This window comes from Microbacterium sp. NPDC055455 (genome assembly GCF_053619935.1).
Genome location: NZ_JBSHLB010000007.1, coordinates 1 through 18,522, shown reverse-complemented (window position 1 = coordinate 18,522; position 18,522 = coordinate 1). Strand labels below are relative to the sequence as shown.

Sequence of the window (18,522 nt, the reverse complement as noted above, 5' to 3'; positions counted from 1 at the left end):
GCGCGCCCCTGGCCGCCCCGACCGAGGCGTCGGCGCGCTCCCGGCGATCGTAGGATGGCGGGATGCCCTCCCTCGGCGACCTGATCGCGCCCCGCCGTCTGGGACGGGACTTCCGCTGGCTGCTGGCGTCGTCGTGGACGAGCAACCTGGGCGACGGCATCGCCCTCGCGGCGGCTCCGCTGCTCATCGCATCGCTCACCTCGTCGCCCATCCTCGTGGCCGCCGGCGCGATGATGCAGTTCCTGCCCTGGCTGCTGTTCGGCCTCCTCGCCGGCGCTGTCGCCGATCATCACGACCGACGGCGCCTGGTGATGCTGGCGAACGGCATCAGAGCCATGGTCGTGCTGGTGCTCGTCGTCTTCCTCGTGACCGGCCAGGCGACGGTGTGGCTCGTGCTCGCGACCGCCTTCCTCTACGGCACGGCCGAGGTGTTCGCCGACTCGGCCGGGAGCACGCTCCTGCCGATGCTCGTCAGGCCCGCCGACCTGGGCATCGGGAACGCCCGCATGCAGGCGGGCTATCTCGTCGCCAACCAGCTCGCCGGCCCGCCGCTGGGCGCGTTCCTGTTCGCGCTGGGGTCCTTCTGGCCGTTCCTGCTCCAGGTGCTCTGCGTGTCGCTGGCCGTGCTGCTGATCTCGCGCATCGCGCGCACGCCGGTGCCCGAGCATCCCGCCTCCGCCCCGGGCAAGGTGCACGCCATCCGCGAGGGGCTGCGCTGGCTGCGCCACAACGCGCCGGTGCGGACGCTCGTCATCATCATCCTCGTCTTCAACGTGACGTGGGCGGCGCCGTGGGGGGTGCTCGTGCTGTACGCCACGGAGCACCTCGGCATGGGCCCGGTCGGCTACGGCGCCCTGACGACGGCGTCGGCGCTCGGCGGATTCATCGCGATCTTCGGCTTCGGTTGGCTCGAGAAGCACGTGTCCTTCGCGACGCTCATGCGCGTGTGCCTCTCGCTCGAGGTGCTGATGCATCTGTCGTTCGCGCTCACCACGTCGCCGATCGTCGCGTTCGTCATCATGTTCGGCTTCGGCCTCTACGCGTTCGTGTGGGGCACGATCTCGACCACCGTCCGCCAGCGCCTGGTCCCCATGGAGCTGCAGGGCCGCATCGCCTCGGTCAACATGGTCGGCGTCTTCGGCGGCCTCGTGATCGGCCAGTTCATCGGCGGCATCCTGGCGCAGCTGTTCGGGCTGACCGCACCGTGGTGGTTCGCGTTCGCGGGGTCCGCCGTCACCCTGCTGATGGTGTGGCGGTCGATCTCGCACATCGCCGCCGCCAAGCCCGTGCTCGACGCCGAGACAGCCGATCGGATCCCGCCCGAGGATGAGCCCGGCACCGGCGGGATGCCGCTGCCCGATTGAAGGACTTTTCGTCGTCATGTTCGAATGTCAGAGGTGGCTGACAGGATGAATCATGGACTTCTTCTCCGAACTCGAGACGCGGCTCGTTCTGCTGCGTGAGATGTTCGGCGGCGAGTTCGATGCGTGCGATCTACCCGTTGTCGTGGAGGGGCTCGGTGACGATGCCGTCGTGGCAGCCTTGGTCGCGGCGACGGAGCTCGTTCGCGCGGGCGAGAAGGTGCGAATCGCCGCGGCGGGCGTCGCTGCGGCGAGATCCGCGCGAAAAGCGGGTCACGACGGGCTCGCACAGAGTCGGGGCCATCGCTGCCCCGCGGCGCTCATACAGGAGATCACCGGCGCCACCCGGGCCGAGGCCGTGAAGCACGTCCGTTTGGGGGAGTCACTCCGGATCGGCGCCGGTCTCGATCCCTTCGTTGACGTTGAAGGAGCGATGACGGATGCCGCGGCCCCGGCCGGACCGGCACCGGGATGCGCGGAACCTGAGCCGTGGCACGCGCCGCTCGGCCGCGCGCTTCTGGCAGGCTCTATCGGTTCCGCGCAGCACGACGCGATTCTTCGCGGGCTGGGGGAACCACCCGAATCCACCGACGGCGCCGAGGCGCTGCGTCGAGGGAGGGAAGCGTGGCCTCTCGCCGCCGAGCAGCTGATCGCCGAGGCGCGGGAGCGCACCGTGGAAGAGCTCGGACGAACCGCCCGCACGGTTCGCGACCAGCTCGATCCCGAGGGAGCGCAACGGCGTTTCGACGAGCGGTTCCTTCGGCGGTCGTTCCGCCTGTGGCGCGACGCCGAGGGTGTGCGGCGCGGTTCGATCGTGTTCGACGACTTCGGCGGCGCCTGGACGCAGGCGGTGCTCGATGCCGCCCTGCGGCCACGACGCGGCGGGCCCAGGTTCGTCGATCCGGATGAGAGGGCGAGTGCCGAGGCGCTCGCCGCCGACCCTCGCACCAACGACCAGCTTGCCTACGACCTGCTGCTCGATGTGTTCCGCGCCGGCGCGCTCGCCGACGCGAAGGCCGTGTTCGGGACGCGACAGGCCGGTGTGCGAGTCGTGATCAGCGCCGCCGGACTCGAGGTGGGTGCCGCCGGAGCACCAGCCGTCGGCCTCACCGAAGACGACCAGACGACGCTGCCGGCATGGCTTATCGCACAGCAGACGTGCGAGTCCGGCACCGTCACCTGCACTTTCGACGGCGCGGGGAATCCGCTCGACCTCGGACGCGATGCCCGCCTCTTCACGCCGAAACAGCGCATCGCGCTCGCGGCGCGCGACGGCGGGTGCCGGTGGCGCGGGTGCGACCGTCCCGCCTCCTACTGCGAAGCGCATCACATCGACTCCTACGCGACGGGGGGCCGCACCGACGTCGATCGCGGCATCCTGCTGTGCCGCTTCCATCACATGGAGCTTCATCACGGCGGCTGGCGCATCACCCGCCATAGGCGCGCCGACTTCGTGCTCCACCCGCCGCCGGGCAGGGGCGACCCCGTACTGCTACCGCCTCGCCTCGGACTCCGCTGTCTTTGGGCCGAACTCGAACCTCCGCCCCCACGCTTCCGGCCGGCGGCGTGAGCGGGCTGTGTCGGCGGATCGGGCACCCGCGAGGATCCGGTCAACCCGGGTGAACGGTACGGCGCCGCGCCGGTGATCGACCGCGCACGCCGGGCGCGTACGTGGCCCGCTACTCCGGGGAACGGCCGACCAGTTCGCGGAGCCTTTCGCCCAGCTGCTCAAGTCTCAGCACCCACGGACCTGCCATGTCACCGGCATCACAACGCCGCAGCGCCTCAGAGAACGGAACCCAGGCGCTCTCGCACACCTCTTCCGGATCGAGCTGCAGCACAGGATCGCCCGCCACACGCGCGAAGTACAGGTCGAAGAGCGCCTCCCGCTCGACCACGCGACCGACGAACTCCAGTTCATCGACGCCGACGCGGACGCCGGCCTCCTCCTCGAGCTCCCGCACCGCACCCTCGGCGCTCGACTCACCCGCGAGCGCACTTCCGGCGGGGAATTCCCAGCACAGGGGCCAGTCCTTCGCCGCCGCCCTCCGCGTCATCAGGACGAGACCGTCACCGCGCAGGACGCACACCGACGCCACGATGTGGAAGAGAGCCTTGGGAAAGTCGGGATCACCGCGACGGAAAGTCGCACCAGTCGGCGCGCCCGAGGCATCCGTCAGGTCCCACAGCTCGCCGTCCATGGATCAGTCCTCGAACGCCCCGTACACCTCGAGCGTGTTGGCGGCCACCTGTGCGCACAGGTGGCCGACGTCCACGCCGAGCTCGGTCGCCATGAAGCGCATCGTCACGGGGATCAGGTACGGCGCGTTCGGCCGCCCGCGGTGCGGGACGGGGGTCAGGAACGGCGCATCCGTCTCGACCAGGATCCGCTCCCGCGGGATCACGGCGAGGGCGTCGCGGAGGTTCTGCGCGTTCTTGAACGTGATGTTCCCCGCGAACGAGAGGTAGTAGCCGCGCTCCCCCGCGATGCGCGCCATGTCGGCGTCGCCCGAGAAGCAGTGGAAGACCGTGCGCTCGGGCGCTCCGACGCGGTCCAGGGTCTCGAGCACGGCGTCGTGGGCGTCGCGATCGTGGATCTGCATCGCGATCCCGTGCTTCTTGGCCAGCGCGATATGAGCCTCGAAGCTCTCGGACTGGGCAGGCACGCCGTCCGCGTCGGTGCGGAAGAAGTCCAGGCCCGTCTCGCCGATCGCCCGCACCCGCGGCTGCGCGGCGAGCTCGTCGATCACCGCGATCGCCTCATCGAGGCGTCCCGCCCGCGCATACGCCGGCGCCTCGTTCGGGTGGATCGCCACCGCCGCCAGGACACGCGGGTGGGATGCCGCGGCCCACGCCGACCAGCGGCTCGAGTCGATGTCGCCGCCGGCCTGCACGACGCCGATGACGCCGACCTCGCCGGCGCGCGAAAGCTGCTCGTCGAGCGACAGCCCCACGCCGTCCTCGATCTCGAGGTGGGCGTGGTTGTCGTACACCGGCACCGCGAGCGGCTCGGGCGCCGCCGGATAGGTGACGTCGCGGGAGCCCTTCTCGCGCGTGCGGACGTAGGTGCTGGGGTCGCTCATCACGCCGTCTGCTCGACGCGCGGGAACAGCGGCGCGAGTCCGTTCACCGAGGTGCCGGGCTTGAGCAGGCCCCAGGCGCCGGCCTCGCGGATCGGCTGGTCCTGCAGGCGCCCGAGCGAGTCGGCCGCGCCCAGCGCGATCCACAGCTTCTCGGTCGCGACCGGCATCACCGGCGACAGCAGCACGGCGAGCGCGCGCAGACCCTCGGCCGCCGTGTACAGGACGGTGCCCAGGCGCTCGCGCCGGCTCTCGTCCTTCGCGAGCGCCCACGGCTCGTTCTCGGTGATGTAGTGGTTCAGCGCGTCGACGATCGTCCATACCGACGAGATCGCCTCGTCGATGCGGAACCGCTCGATGGCGGCGTCGGCGGCGGTCGCGGCATCCGCCACCGTCCGCTGGATGTGCAGGTCGGCGTCGGTGTACGTGCTCGGCGGCGGCACGACGCCTTCGAAGTACCGCTCGACCATCGCGGTCGTGCGCGAGGCGAGGTTGCCGAAGCCGTTCGCGAGCTCGGCCTGGTACCGCGCCGACAGGTCCTCCCACGAGAACGAGCCGTCCTGCCCGAACGCGATCGCCGACAGAAAGTAGAAGCGGTAGGCGTCCGAGCCGAAGACGTCGGTGATCTCGGTCGGCGCGATGCCGGTCAGCTTGGACTTCGACATCTTCTCGCCGCCGACCAGCAGCCAGCCGTGCGCGAACACGCCCCTGGGCACGTCGACGCCCGCGGCCATCAGCATCGCCGGCCAGATGACCGCGTGGAAGCGGAGGATGTCCTTGCCCACCACGTGGTACGCCGGCCAGCGGCGCGCGAACTGCTCGGGGTCCGAGCCGTAGCCCACGGCGGTGGCGTAGTTCAGCAGCGCGTCGACCCACACGTAGATGACGTGGGACTCGTCCCACGGCAGCGGGATGCCCCAGTCGAAGGCGGAACGCGAGATGGACAGATCCTTCAGCCCCGACCGCACGAACGAGACCACCTCGTTGCGCGCGCTCTCGGGCTGCACGAAGTCGGACTGGTACAGCTCGAGCAGGCGCTCCTGGAACTCGCTCAGCTTGAAGAAGTAGTTCTTCTCCTGCAGCAGCTCCAGCGGCTTCGAGTGGATCGCGCAGACCTTCAGGCCCTCGAACGGGCCCGTGCCGTCGACGATCTCGGACTCCGGCTTGAACTCCTCGCAGCCCACGCAGTACAGCGCCTCGTACTCGCCCGCATAGATGTAGCCGCGGTCGTAGATGGCCTGCACGAACGCCTTGACGCGCTCCTCGTGCCGCTCCTGCGTGGTGCGGATGAAGTCGTCGTTGGCGACGTCGAGCGTCTGCAGCAGCGGGAACCACGACTCGCTCACGAGCTTGTCGACCCACTGCTGCGGCGTCACGCCGTTCGCGCTGGCCGCGCGCAGCATCTTCTGCCCGTGCTCATCGGTGCCCGTGAGCATCCAGGTGTCGTCGCCGGCCTGGCGGTGCCAGCGCGCGAGGGTGTCGACCGCCACGGTGGTGTAGCCGTGGCCGATGTGGGGCACGTCGCTCGGGTAGTAGATCGGCGTCGTGATGTAGAAGGACTGGCGGCCGGAGGTCACCAGGAGAGTCTAGTTCGAGCGGATGCCGCGCCCGCCGTCGTGACAAGGCGGCGTCGTGGGCCGCCCGCAGCGGGGGCACTCGTAACACGCACGCGCCGCGCGCCCTCCGCGCATCCGCGGGTCAGGCGCTCTCGCGCACGATGAGCGTCGTCGGCAGGGTGATCGGCCCAGGCGCCCCGCCGGCGATGACGTCGAGGAGCAGCGAGACCATCTCGTCGCTCAGGCGCTCCCACGGCTGGCGCATGGTGGTCAGCGGCGGCATGTGCGTGGCGGCGAGCCCCGAGTCGTCGAAGCCGGCGACCGCGATGTCGTCGGGCACGCGCAGTCCCGCCGCGCGCAGGACCGTCACGGCGCCTGCCGCCATGCGGTCGCTGGCCGCGAACACGGCGTCGATGTCGCGCGTGTGCTCGAGGAGCCGGGACATGGCGGCGGCTCCGGAGTCCTGGCTGTAGTCGCCCTCTTCGACCAGGGTGGGATCGAAGTCCTCACCCATCTCCTGTTCGAACCCCACGAGCCGGAAGCGTCCCCCGGGGGTGTCGTGGGGCCCGGCGATCATCGCGATGCGGCGATGCCCGCGCCCTCGCAGGTAGCGGGTCATCTCGCGAGCCGAGCCGATCTCGTCGACCGAGACGGTGGGCACCTGCGCCTCGTGGCCCAGCGGGATGCCGCAGCACACGGTGGGCACGCCGGCCTCGAGCAGCTCCTCGACGAGCGGGTCGGCCTCGTGCGACGAGATGAGCAGCACGCCGTCGACGTGACCGGCGCTGACGAAGTGGGCGACGTTGGCCCGCTCGGCGGGCGTGCCGGCGACGAGGAGGACGAGGGTCATCGACCGCTGCGCCAGCGCCTCGGCCGCGCCGCGCAGCAGGAGCGCGAACGTCGGGTCGTCGAACAGCAGGTGCTGCGGCTCGGTGAGCAGGAACGCCAGCGAGCCGGCGCGTCCGGTCGCGAGGCTGCGCGCGGCGTGATTGGCGGTGTAGCCCGTGCGGCGGATGGCCTCCTCGACCGCGGCGCGCGCGTCGGGCGAGACCCAATGGCCTCCGTTGATGACGCGTGACACCGTGCCCCGCGACACGCCCGCCGCCGCGGCCACATCCCGGATCGTCGGCTTGCGCCGCACGGTCGTCGACTCCCCCACGACGAGCGACTCTACTCCCGTCGGGAGGCGTCGCCGGTGCCGACACGAAGAGAACCTGGGACCGGTCACAGTTCGATAACGGTTGCGGGCGCACCCCTGCCGCACGATGCCGGCGCGGGTAAGACTGTGACCGGTCCCAGTCGGCGCAGCCGCGTGACCGCCGATCCCACCCCCGACCCGATGGAGCGTCCATGACCTCGCCCGACCGCTGGCCCGAGATCCGGGGCATCGCCTACGGCGGCGATTACACCCCCGAGCAGTGGCCGAGAGAGGTGTGGCGCGAGGACGCCGCCCTCATGCGCGAGGCCGGGGTCAACCTCGTCAGCGTCGGCATCTTCGCGTGGGCCCTCATCGAGACGAGCGAGGGCGTCTTCGACTTCGCGTGGCTCGACGAGCTGCTGGACCTGCTGCACGAGAACGGCATCGCGGTCGATCTGGGAACGCCCACTGCGTCGCCGCCGGCGTGGTTCTTCGCCGAGCACCCCGACGCGCGGGTCGTCTCCCGCGACGGCGTCACGATGGGGTTCGGCGCGCGCGGCATGGCCTCGCACGCCTCACCCGCGTACCGGGCGGCGATCGTCCGCATCGCGTCGGCCCTGGCAGAGCGCTACGGCTCGCACCCCGCGGTCGTGATGTGGCACGTCCACAACGAGTACGGCGTCCCGGTCGGCGAGGACTACTCCCCCCAGTCGGTGCGCGCGTTCCGCGAGTGGCTGCGTGAGAGGTACGGCTCGCTCGATGCGCTCAACGCGGCGTGGGGCACGGCCTTCTGGGGCCAGCGCTACGGCGAGTGGGAGCACGTCGGCGCCCCCGCCGCGGCACCGTCGGTGGTCAACCCGGCGCAGCGCCTGGACTTCGCGCGGTTCACCGACCACCAGCTGCGCGCGTGCTTCATCGCCGAGCGCGACGCCATCCGGGCGCACGCCTCGCAGCCGGTCACCACCAACTTCATGGCCAACCAGAGCTGGACCACCGACATGTGGGCGTGGGCGCGCGAGGTCGACATCGTCTCGGACGACCACTACCTGTGGGCGGCCGATCCCGAGGGCGAGATCGGCCTCGCGATCGCCGCCGACCTCTCCCGCTCGGTCGGCGGCGGAAAGCCGTGGATCCTCATGGAGCACTCGACATCTGCGGTCAACTGGCAGCCCCGCAACGTCGCCAAGCGCCCCGGAGAGATGGCGCGCAACTCGCTCAGCCACCTCGCGCGCGGGGCCGACGCGATCCTCTTCTTCCAGTGGCGCGCCTCCCGCTCGGGGGCCGAGAAGTTCCACTCGGCGATGATCCCGCACGCCGGCACGTCGTCGCGGGTGTGGCGGGAGGTCGTTGGACTCGGCGACGCGCTCGGACGCCTCGACGAGGTCCGCGGCTCCCGCGTGGACGCCGACGTCGCGATTCTGTGGGACTTCGAGTCGTTCTGGGCGCAGGACCTCGAATGGCGCCCGTCGGTCGACGTCTCCCACGCCGAGCGGGTCCGCGCCTTCTACGAGCGGCTGTGGCGCGACGGCATCACGGTCGACTTCGCACTGCCCGGCCACGACCTGTCGCGCTACAAGCTCGTGGTCGCCCCGGCGCAGTACCTGCTCGGTGCCGCCGACGCCGCGAACCTCACGCGGTACGTCGAGGCGGGCGGGACCCTCGTCGTCTCGTTCTTCTCGGCGATCGTCGACGAGAACGACGCGGTCCATCCCGGCGGCTTCGCCGCCCCGCTGCGTGACGCTCTCGGGCTGGTCGTCGAGGAGTTCCTGCCGCTGCGAGAGGACGCGCGGCACGCCGTGCAGTGGTCGGGGGCGGCATCGGCCACGACCCTCTCCGCGGATGCGTGGCAGGAGGATCTCGTCGTCGCCTCCGCCGAGGTCAAGGGGACCTACGTCGACGGCCCCGGCGCCGGCAAGCCCGCCATCACCCGCAACGCGCACGGAGCGGGACACGGCTGGTACATCAGCACGCGGCTGGATGCCGCCGGCCTGCGCGCGGTGATGACCGACGTCTACGCCGACGCGGGGGTCGCCCCCGCGGCGCACCCGGAAGGACTGGAGGTCGTCGTCCGGCGCGGCCACGCCGCCGACTTCGCGGTCGCCATCAACCATCGCGACGAGCCCGCCGCGTTCGCCGCCACGGGCGTCGAGCTGCTCAGCGAGGCCGCCGTCGACGGCGAGCTCGTCGTGCCGGCCGGAGGGGTCGCGGTCGTCCGCACCGACCGTGCCGGCACGGCCGAATCGTCCTGACCCTGCAAGATCCATCCACCACCGAAAGGGAAACCATGCGAAAGCAGTTCGCACTCGGAGCGCTGGCGCTCACGGCAGCGGTCGTCCTCGCCGGCTGCGCCGGCGGCGGCTCGTCCGACGACGGCGATGAGGCCGAAGGCAGCGGCGCCGAGCTCGTCATCTGGACCGACGAGGAGCGCGAGCAGGCCATCTCCGACGCCGCAGCGGCGTTCGAAGAGGAGACCGGCGCGACGGTCACGCTCGTGCAGAAGAACTTCGAGGACCTGCGCAACGACTTCATCGCCCAGGTGCCGACGGGCGAGGGCCCCGACATCACGGTCGGCGCACACGACTGGCTGGGGGCGCTCGTCGCCGCCGGCGTGGTCGACACCATCGACCTCGGCGACAAGGCGTCGGAGTTCGAGCCCGTCGCCCTCGAGGCGATGACCTACGACGGCCAGCTCTACGCCCTCCCCTATTCGCTCGAGACCATCGCGCTCGTGCAGAACGCCGACCTCGTGGGCGAGGAGGCGCCGGCGACGTGGGATGACATGATCCAGCGCGGGCTGGCCTCCGGCGCCGAGCGCCCCTTCGTCATCAACACCAACGGCGAGACCGGCGACGGCTACACCATGTACGGGTTCCAGACCTCCTTCGGCGCCCCGGTGTTCGTCCAGGACGACTCCGGCTCGTACACCACCGAGGTCGGGATGGGCGGTCCCGCGGGCGAGGCGTTCGCGACCTGGCTGGGCGCCAACGGCTCGGCCGGCACCGGCTACATCTCGACGACCGTGGACTACGACATCAACAACGAGCTGTTCAACACGGGCAAGGCTCCGTACACGATCCAGGGCCCCTGGGCGATCAGCGCCTACACCGACGTCGAGAACATCACGGTGAACCCGATCCCGTCGGCGGGCGGCCAGACGGCCGCGCCGTTCGTGGGCGTGCAGGGCTTCTACCTGAGCTCGCAGTCCGAGAACGCGCTGCTCGCGCAGGAGTTCCTGGTGAACCACCTCGGCACCGAGGAGGCCCAGCGCGCGCTCTACGAGGCCGACCCGCGCATCCCGGCCTGGTCGACCCTCGCCGCCGAGGTCGCCTCCGACCCGATCATCGCCGGATTCCTCGCCTCGGCGCAGAACGGCGTGCCGATGCCGAGCATCCCCGAGATGGGCTCGGTGTGGGACCTCTGGAACGCCGCGCAGTCGCAGATCATCAACGGCGCCGACCCCGTCTCGACGTGGAACACCATGGTCGCCGACGTCCAGGCGGCGGTCGCGGGCTGAGCCCGGCCGCCTGACGACCAGGCCGCGGGCGATCGCGGCCGACAGACTCCGGGAGGCGGGTGAGTGCCTCTCCCCGCCTCCCGGACCCCAACCCCGCTCCGCGCACAGGCCGCTGGAGCACATCCCGCGACAGGAGCCGACGGTGGACGCACCCCCTCAGACGACGACGGCCGGCGCGCCGCGACCGAGCGAGCCGCACGGCCGTCGCTGGCGCGGCCCCGGCTGGGGCTTCCTGGCGAAGCTCGCCCTGATGGCGCTCGTCAACGCGTTCGGAGTCATGACCCTGCTGAGCGCCTTCCGCGCCGAGTCCTGGCTCGTCTTCTCGGCCACGCTCGTGCTGCTGCTGGCGGCCGACATCGTGTACTTCACCAAGCGCGCGCTGCCGCTGAAGTACCTGCTGCCGGGGCTGGTGTTCCTGCTGGTCTTCCAGATCTTCATCTTCGCCTACACCGCGTACATCGCCTTCACCAACTACGGCACCGGTCACGCCGGCACGCAGGAGCAGGCCGTCGAGGCGGCCCTGATCCAGGGCGAGCGTCGCGTCGAGGACTCCCCCACCTACCCGCTGTCGGTCGTCGAGCGTGTCGGCGAGCTCGGTTTCGCGATCGTCGACGAGGACGGCGACGTGCTCGTCGGCTCGGCGACGCAGCCGCTGGAAGAGGCGCGGGACGCCGAGATCAGCAGCGGCGGAACCCCGTCCGAGGTGCCCGGCTGGGAGGTCGTCCCGCGGGCGACCGTCATCACCGATACCGCCCTGCAGGAGCAGATCGCGAGCCTTCGCGTGCCCGTGTCCGAGGATCCGAACGACGGCTCGGTCCGCACGCGCGACGGCTCGTCGGGCGCCGTCTACGAGTCGACGCTGGTGTGGGATGCCGACGCCCAGACGATCACCGACACCACGACCGGCACGGTCTACAGCGCCACCGCCAACGGCTCGTTCGTCGCCGGGGACGGCTCGGCGCTCCCCGCCGGCTGGTACGTGAACGTCGGATTCGAGAACTTCCTGCGGCTGTTCACCGATCCCGCGCTCGCCCAGACGCTCGCGATGGTCACGGTGTGGACCTTCGTCTTCGCGACGCTCTCGGTCGTGCTGCCGTTCGCGCTGGGCCTGCTGCTCGCGCTCATCTACAACGACGCGCGCCTGAAGGGCCGGCGGTTCCTGCGGACGCTGTACATCCTCCCCTACGCCTTCCCCGCGTTCATGTCGGCGCTGCTGTTCCGCGGCATGTTCAACGCGGAGTTCGGCGTCATCAACGACCTGTTCTTCTTCGGCGCCGACATCAACTGGCTGGGCGATCCGTGGCTGGCCCGTGCCGCGGTGGTGTGGGTGAACCTGTGGCTCACCTACCCGTACTACTTCCTGGTGTGCACCGGCGCGCTGCAGGCGCTCCCGCAGGACACGCTGGAGGCGGCATCGATCGACGGCGCCGGCCGCTCGCGCCAGCTGCGGTCGATCATCCTGCCTCTCGTCCTCGTGGCGACCGCCCCGCTGCTGATCTCGTCGTTCGCGTTCAGCTTCAACAACTTCACCGTGATCTACATGTTCAACAACGGCGGTCCGGCGATCCCCGGCGCGCCCTATGCGCTGGGCGCCACCGACATCCTGATCTCCGCCATCTACGACATCTCGGGGGTGTCCGGCGGCGCCGCCGACTACGGCCTCGCGAGCGCCCTGTCGATCCTCGTGTTCGCCGTCGTCGGGGGCATCTCGGCGATCGCCTTCCGCCAGACCCGCAAGCTCGAGGAGTTCCAGTGATGTCCACGACAACCGCTGCGTCCGCCGCCTCGACGACCGCGCGCGCCACGGGTGACCGCCGCACCGCGCGCCGTCGCCGCTGGCTGCTCGAGGTCGGCTGGAAGTACCTGCTGGCCGTCGTCGTGATCTTCTACGCGGTGTTCCCGCTCGTGTACGTGCTGTCGGCATCCCTCAACCCGAACGGCACGCTCGCCGCCAGCAACGCCCTGTTCAGCGTGATCGACCTGTCGAACTACGCGGCCCTGGGCGAGACGCGGTTCTGGACGTGGGCGGGCAACACGCTGCTCATCGGCGGCATCGCCGCCGTGGGCGCCGTGCTCATGGGAGCCGCCGCCGCGTACGCATTCTCGCGCTTCCGCTTCGCCGGCCGGCGCCCCGGCCTCACCGGCCTGCTCATCATCCAGATGTTCCCGCAGGCACTGGCCTTCGTGGCCATCTTCCTGATGCTGCTCGCACTGGGCGAGGTCGTGCCCGCGCTGGGGCTCAACTCCAAGATCGCCCTCATCTGCGTGTACCTCGGCGGCGCGCTCGGCGTGAACACATTCCTGATGTACGGCTTCTTCAACACCGTGCCGATCGAGATCGACGAGTCCGCGAAGATCGACGGCGCGACGCACGCGCAGATCTTCTGGCGGCTCATCATGCCGCTGGTGACGCCGATCCTCGCCGTGGTCGCGCTGCTGGCGTTCATCGCCGCGTTCGGCGACTACATCATCGCCAAGATCGTGCTCGTCTCCGAGGAGAACTGGACCCTCGCGGTGGGCATGTACCAGTGGGTGTCCAACCAGCTCGCCTCCAACTGGGGGCTGTTCGCGGCCGGCGCCGTCATCGCGGCGGTCCCCGTGCTCGTCCTCTTCCTGTCGCTGCAGCGCTACATCGTCGGCGGCCTCACCGCGGGGTCCGTCAAGGGCTGACCCCTCCACCTGACACTGATCACCGTCGATCGGAGAATCGCATGTCCCACCCCTCCCGCCCCCGCCGCATCCGGATCGTGCTCAGTGCGGTCGCGGCATCCGTCGTCGTCTGCGCGGGTGCGCTCGCCGTGCCCACCGCATCGGCGGCAACGGTCGATGACGGGCCCGTCGACGCCGGCGTCTTCGTCGACAGGGTCGACGGCCTCGCCGAGGATTTCGCGATGGGGGTCGACGTGTCGACCGTGCTGTCGCTCGAGGAGAGCGGCGTGGTGTTCCGCGACGCCGCCGGTGAGCCGGCCGACCTGTTCGCGGTGCTCGCCGACAACGGCGTGAACTCGGTGCGCATCCGCGTCTGGAACGACCCGTACGACGCGTCGGGCCGCGGCTACGGCGGCGGCACGGTGGACGTGGACCGGGCCGTCCGGATCGGGCAGCGCGCGACCGCCGCCGGCCTGGACGTGCTCGTCGACTTCCACTACTCCGACTTCTGGGCCGACCCCGCCCGCCAGCTGGCGCCGAAGGCGTGGGAGGGGCTCAGCGACGCCGACACGGTCACCGCGCTGCACGACTTCACCGCCGATGCGCTGCAGCGCTTCGAGGACGCGGGCGTGGATGTGCGGATGGTGCAGGTCGGCAACGAGACCAACAACGCCATCGCGGGGCACACGCGTCCGGGGCGCGAGATCGACGCGCAGTTCGCGGCGCTCGTCTCGGCGGGCAGCGCCGCCGTGCGCGAGGTGCTTCCCGACGCCCTCGTCGCCGTGCACTTCACGAACCCCGAGACGCCGGGCCGCTACGCGACCTATGCGGCGGGGCTCGACGCCTTCGACGTCGACTACGACGTCTTCGCGAGCTCCTACTACCCGTACTGGCACGGCGCGATCGACAACCTCACGGCCGTGCTGACGGAGGTCGCCACGACCTACGGCAAGCAGGTCATCGTCGCCGAGACGAGCTGGGCGCACACGCTCGAGGACGGCGACGGCTACCCGAACGTCATCGGGGCGGGCGGCATCACCGGCCAGTACCCGGTGAGCGTGCAGGGGCAGGCGTGGGAGCTGCGCGACGTGATCGCCGCGGTCGCCGCGGTCGGCGATGCCGGCATCGGCGTCTACTACTGGGAGCCCGCGTGGCTTCCGGTCGGGCCGCCGTCCGAGGTCGAGGCGAACCGACTGCTCTGGGAGCAGTTCGGCTCGGGCTGGGCGACGAGCGCGGCCGGCGACTACGATCCCGTCCACGTCGGCGAGTACTACGGCGGTTCGGCGTGGGACAACCAGGCCCTCTTCGCGTGGGACGGCACGCCGCTCGAGTCGCTGCGCACCTTCTCCTACGTGCGGACCGGCGCCGTCGCGCCGCGCGAGATCGTGTCGGTCGAGGAGGTGTCGCTCCTCGTCGTCGACGGCGCCCCGATCGCGCTGCCCGACACCGTCGAGGTCGCCTACAACGACCGCACCACCGAGCAGCACGCGGTGCACTGGAGCGACGCCGTCGCGTGGATCCGCGGACCCGGCACGTACTCGATCCCAGGGAAGACCGACTCCGGGCTCGACGTGACCGCGGACGTCACGGTCGAGGCGCCGAACCTCGTCGTGAACCCCGGCTTCGAGAGCGCCGACATGAGCGCGTGGACGCTCACCGGACCGGCGGCCAGGCAGGAGACGGCCGACGGCTTCGCGGGCGACTACGCCGTCACCTTCTGGAACGGGTCGGCGTACGAGACGTCGGCGTCGCAGACCGTCACCGGCGTGCCCGCCGGAACGTACGTGCTGCAGGCGACGACGCAGGGCACCAACAGCCCCGCCACCGACACCCGGACGCTCGAGGCGACGACCTCGGCGGGCACCTGGACCGCGCCGCTGGAGTTCACCGTGTGGAACGACTTCCACACGGCGACGGTGTCCGGCATCGTGGTGGGAGAGGACGGCGTCGTCTCGATCTCGGCCGAGTTCTCGCTGTCGGCCGGAGCGTGGGGCGTTCTGGACGAGGTGCGACTCGTCGACGCGGCATCGGTGGGCGGCGGGTCGCAGCCCGACACGACGGCGCTCGAGCAGGCCCTCGCCGATGCGGCATCCGTCGACCGCGACCGCTACTCGGTCGACTCGCTCGCCGTCCTCGACGACGCGATCGCCGTCGGCGAGGTCGTCCTCGCCGGATCGAAGGCGACCGCTGCGGACGTGAAGGCCGCCACGAAGCAGGTCGACAAGGCGATCCACCGCCTGAAGAAGGCCAAGCGGTAGGGACCGCCCACCGGCGGCGCTCAGTCCCGCGCGGACAGAGACGCCTGATAGAGCTCGCGGCTGGAGTGTCCCGTCACCTGGGACACTTCGGCCGCGGCGTCCTTGCGCCGCACGCCGCCGGCGACGAGGGCGACCACTTGGGCGACCGCATCCGGGAAGGCGACGGCGCGCGCGGCGGCCCCCGCCACCACGATGACCACCTCGCCGCGCACGCCGCCGTCGGCCCACTCGACGAGCTCGGAGAGGGTCCCCCGCGCGACTTCCTCGTGCAGCTTCGTCAGCTCGCGGCACACGGCCGCCCGCCGATCCGCTCCGAACTCGGCGGCCATGTCGGCCAGGGTCGCGGCCACGCGCGACGGCGCCTCGAAGAACACCATCGTGCGAGGTTCGCCGGCGAGGGCACGGAAGGCCGCGAGTCGCTCGCCCTGCTTGCGCCCGACGAATCCCTCGAATGTGAATCTGTCTGTCGGCAGGCCCGACACGGCGAGCGCGGTCAGGACGGCGCTCGGGCCGGGGATCGCCGTGACCTGCACGCCCGCCGCGGCGGCCGCGGCGACGAGCCCGTAGCCGGGATCGCTCACCGTCGGCATGCCGGCGTCGCTCAGGACGAGCACGTCCCCGTCGCGGGCGAGGGCGACGAGCTCGGGCGCCCGCTCCTTCTCGTTGTGGTCGTGCAGGGCGATCAGGCGCGGGCGGTTGCCGACGCCGAGCGCGGCGAGCAGGCGCTGCGTGGTGCGGGTGTCCTCAGCGGCGACGACCGTGGCGCTCTCCAGCGCCTCGACCAGCCGGCGGGAGGCGTCCCCGAGGTTTCCGATCGGGGTCGCCGCGAGGATGATCACGCCCTCAGCCTAGACTTGACCGGGTGACGGATGCCCCGCGGCTCGAGACCGACGAGACCGCCGCGCCGCTCCTCCCCCCGGCCCGGCCGAGCCTCTACGACCGGTTCACCCGCCGCCTCGGCGAGGACCCACGGGCGGCCCGCCTCTACGCCTGGCTGGGCCCCGCGATCGTCCTCCTCATCGCCGCCGTCCTGCGCCTGTGGAATCTCGCCGCCGCGCACGACCTGATGAACCAGTTCGACGAGACGTACTACGTCAAGGACGCCTGGACCCTGCTGAACCTGGGCTACGAGGGCTCGTGGCCGGCCGACGCCAACGACCGATTCCTGTCGGGCGATGTCGACGCCTTCACCGACGAGCCGTCGTTCGTCGTGCACCCGCCGCTGGGAAAGTGGATCATCGCGCTCGGCATGATGACGCTCGGCCCCGGGTCCGGCTGGGGGTGGCGGATCACCGTCGCGCTGCTGGGCACGGCAGCCGTCCTGGTGCTGATGCTGATCGCGAAGCGGCTCACGCGCTCGACCACGTTCGCCGTCGTCGCGGGCCTGCTCATGGCGGTGGACGGACTGGCGATCTCGATGAGCCGCGTCGCGCTCCTCGACACGCCGCTGACGTTCTTCGTGCTGCTGGGGTTCCTGTTCGTCCTGATCGACCGCGAGCGGACGATGGGCCGCATCGCGGAGACCGTCGCGGCGCGGTACGACGGCGACGAGCCGCCGTCGTGGGGCCCGCTGCTGTGGAACCGGCCCTGGATCGTCGCGGCGGGCGCGGCCATCGGCGCCGCCAGCGCCGTCAAGTGGTCGGGGGCCTGGGTCCTCGCGGGGCTCGGGATCTACCTCGTCGTGACCGACGCGCTCGCGCGGCGCCGTGCCGGCGTGCTGCTGTGGCCGACGGATGCCGTGCGCCAGGGTCTGGTCACGTTCCTCCTGTTCGTCCCGGTCGCGGTGGTCGTCTACGTGGCGTCCTGGACCGGCTGGCTGGTGACCGACAGCGGCTACGACCGCAAGTCCGGCGGCACGGCGCTGGAGAGCCTGTGGCGGTACCACGTCGCGATGTACGAGTCGACGTCGGGGATCGTCGCGCACCACGCCTACGCGAGTCCCGCGTGGCAGTGGCCGCTCCTGCTGCGTCCCACCGGGATCTACTACCGCCAGGACGCGTTCGGCGTCGACGGCTGCCAGGCGGCGAACGGCTGCTCCGAGGTGATCTCGTCGATGCCGAACCCGCTGGTCTGGTACGCCGGCGTCGCCGCTGTCCTCTACCTCGCCTACCGGTTCGTCGTTGCCCGCGACTGGCGCCACGCGATCGTCCTGACCGGCGTCGCGGTGACCTACGTGCCGTGGCTCTTCCTCCCCGACCGCACGGTGTTCCAGTTCTACACCGTGGCGATCCTGCCGTTCCTGCTCCTCGCTGTGACCTTCGCCCTGAGGGACATCGCCGGCGCGCACTCGGCGGACTCCTACCGGCGACTCACCGGTCAGCGTTTCGTGCTCGTCTTCCTCGGCGTCGCGCTGGCGCTGGCCGCGTTCTGGTACCCGATCATCTCGGCGATGAACGTGCCCTACGACTTCTGGCACCTGCACATGTGGCTGCCGAGCTGGGTCTGACGCGGCCCCTCAGGCGTCGAGCTGCGCGGGGTCGGTGACCGGCAGCCGGCACGCGAAGTCGCGGCAGTCGTACGCCGTCGGACGACCGTCGCGCATCGCCTTGTCGGCGAAGAGCCCGAAGCCGGCATCCGCCCACGCCGCCGCCTGCTCGGGCGAGACGACCACCACGGCGTCGGCACGGATGCCGCGTGCCCGGCCCGCCATCGGTGCATCGGGGTCTGCGCTCACGACGACCACCTGCCGCGGCGCGGCGGCCAGGGTCGTGGCCACCCGCAGGAGGCCGCCGTACGCGAGCGGCTGCGAGAGCGCGGCTCGGATGTGGGTGCCGACGAGCCGCCCGGCGAGGACGCGGTAGTCGTCGCCGGCCCCCAGGATCCACAGGGCGGCGGCCGCCTCGGCGAGGGATGCCGCGCCCGACGGCTCGTCGGCGTCGGATGCGGTATCGGGCGCGCCGATCCCCTGCCGCGACAGCACCGGGTCCCCGCCGCCGGGGGCCCCCGCCGCCCCGCCGGGGCCCCGG

General features: G+C 71.2%; 13 protein-coding genes and 1 pseudogene. 8 read left to right on the top strand and 6 right to left on the bottom strand.

The genetic code is table 11. From position 1 onward, the window contains the following. The first annotated feature begins 62 nt into the window (after positions 1-62). A complete protein-coding gene (locus tag ACWGUG_RS15995; protein WP_452325278.1) occupies positions 63-1,364 on the top strand; it encodes an MFS transporter in 1,302 nt (433 codons plus the stop codon). Positions 1,365-1,416: 52 nt separating this feature from the next. Beyond that, the gene (locus tag ACWGUG_RS15990) at positions 1,417-2,931 is read left to right on the top strand and encodes a DUF222 domain-containing protein (RefSeq protein ID WP_452325277.1); all 1,515 of its coding nucleotides are present in this window, start codon (positions 1,417-1,419) and stop codon (positions 2,929-2,931) included. A gap of 109 nt (positions 2,932-3,040) precedes the next feature. Here the strand turns inward: ACWGUG_RS15990 and ACWGUG_RS15985 are convergent, their stop codons facing one another. The 4 genes from ACWGUG_RS15985 to ACWGUG_RS15970 all read right to left on the bottom strand — a co-directional run bounded on the left by ACWGUG_RS15985 (position 3,041) and on the right by ACWGUG_RS15970 (position 7,156). Continuing rightward, entirely contained in the window at positions 3,041-3,562 is a 522-nt protein-coding gene (locus tag ACWGUG_RS15985) for an NUDIX hydrolase (RefSeq protein ID WP_452325276.1), read from the bottom strand. A 3-nt stretch (positions 3,563-3,565) separates the two neighbouring features. Continuing rightward, the gene (locus ACWGUG_RS15980) at positions 3,566-4,444 is read right to left on the bottom strand and encodes a TatD family hydrolase (protein ID WP_452325275.1); all 879 of its coding nucleotides are present in this window, start codon (positions 4,442-4,444) and stop codon (positions 3,566-3,568) included. Then, positions 4,444-6,018 carry a methionine--tRNA ligase gene (gene metG, locus ACWGUG_RS15975; protein WP_452325274.1) on the bottom strand — a complete coding sequence of 525 codons (1,575 nt, stop codon included), beginning with the start codon at positions 6,016-6,018 and terminating at the stop codon, positions 4,444-4,446. The genes ACWGUG_RS15980 and metG overlap by 1 nt, the downstream gene beginning before the upstream one ends. A 121-nt stretch (positions 6,019-6,139) precedes the next feature. Further along, positions 6,140-7,156, bottom strand: a complete 1,017-nt coding sequence (locus ACWGUG_RS15970) for a LacI family DNA-binding transcriptional regulator (protein ID WP_452325273.1) — start codon at positions 7,154-7,156, stop codon at positions 6,140-6,142. A 191-nt stretch (positions 7,157-7,347) separates the two neighbouring features. On the opposite strand from ACWGUG_RS15970, the gene ACWGUG_RS15965 reads away from it, so the two are divergent. From ACWGUG_RS15965 to ACWGUG_RS15945, 5 genes are all read left to right on the top strand, one after another. Next, positions 7,348-9,384 carry a beta-galactosidase gene (locus tag ACWGUG_RS15965; RefSeq protein ID WP_452325272.1) on the top strand — a complete coding sequence of 679 codons (2,037 nt, stop codon included), beginning with the start codon at positions 7,348-7,350 and terminating at the stop codon, positions 9,382-9,384. A 35-nt stretch (positions 9,385-9,419) separates the two neighbouring features. Next, entirely contained in the window at positions 9,420-10,649 is a 1,230-nt protein-coding gene (locus ACWGUG_RS15960; RefSeq protein ID WP_452325271.1) for a sugar ABC transporter substrate-binding protein, read from the top strand. 142 nt (positions 10,650-10,791) lie between these two features. Next, positions 10,792-12,405 carry an ABC transporter permease subunit gene (locus ACWGUG_RS15955; protein ID WP_452325270.1) on the top strand — a complete coding sequence of 538 codons (1,614 nt, stop codon included), beginning with the start codon at positions 10,792-10,794 and terminating at the stop codon, positions 12,403-12,405. Next, entirely contained in the window at positions 12,405-13,319 is a 915-nt protein-coding gene (locus ACWGUG_RS15950) for a sugar ABC transporter permease (protein WP_452325269.1), read from the top strand. Before ACWGUG_RS15955 ends, ACWGUG_RS15950 begins: the two co-directional genes overlap by 1 nt. Before the next feature lie 41 nt (positions 13,320-13,360). Continuing rightward, positions 13,361-15,556, top strand: a complete 2,196-nt coding sequence (locus tag ACWGUG_RS15945) for a glycosyl hydrolase 53 family protein (protein ID WP_452325268.1) — start codon at positions 13,361-13,363, stop codon at positions 15,554-15,556. A gap of 20 nt (positions 15,557-15,576) precedes the next feature. On the opposite strand, the gene rsmI is transcribed toward ACWGUG_RS15945, so the two are convergent. Then, complete coding sequence (gene rsmI, locus ACWGUG_RS15940) at positions 15,577-16,395, bottom strand: 16S rRNA (cytidine(1402)-2'-O)-methyltransferase (protein WP_194395845.1); 819 nt, start codon at positions 16,393-16,395, stop codon at positions 15,577-15,579. Positions 16,396-16,418: 23 nt separating this feature from the next. Between rsmI and ACWGUG_RS15935 the strand changes: the two genes are divergently transcribed. After that, positions 16,419-18,002, top strand: a complete 1,584-nt coding sequence (locus ACWGUG_RS15935; protein ID WP_336396506.1) for a dolichyl-phosphate-mannose--protein mannosyltransferase — start codon at positions 16,419-16,421, stop codon at positions 18,000-18,002. A 9-nt stretch (positions 18,003-18,011) separates the two neighbouring features. Here ACWGUG_RS15935 and ACWGUG_RS15930 read toward each other — a convergent pair. Beyond that, positions 18,012-18,522 (bottom strand): annotated as a pseudogene (locus ACWGUG_RS15930) (thioredoxin domain-containing protein); the annotation flags it as partial.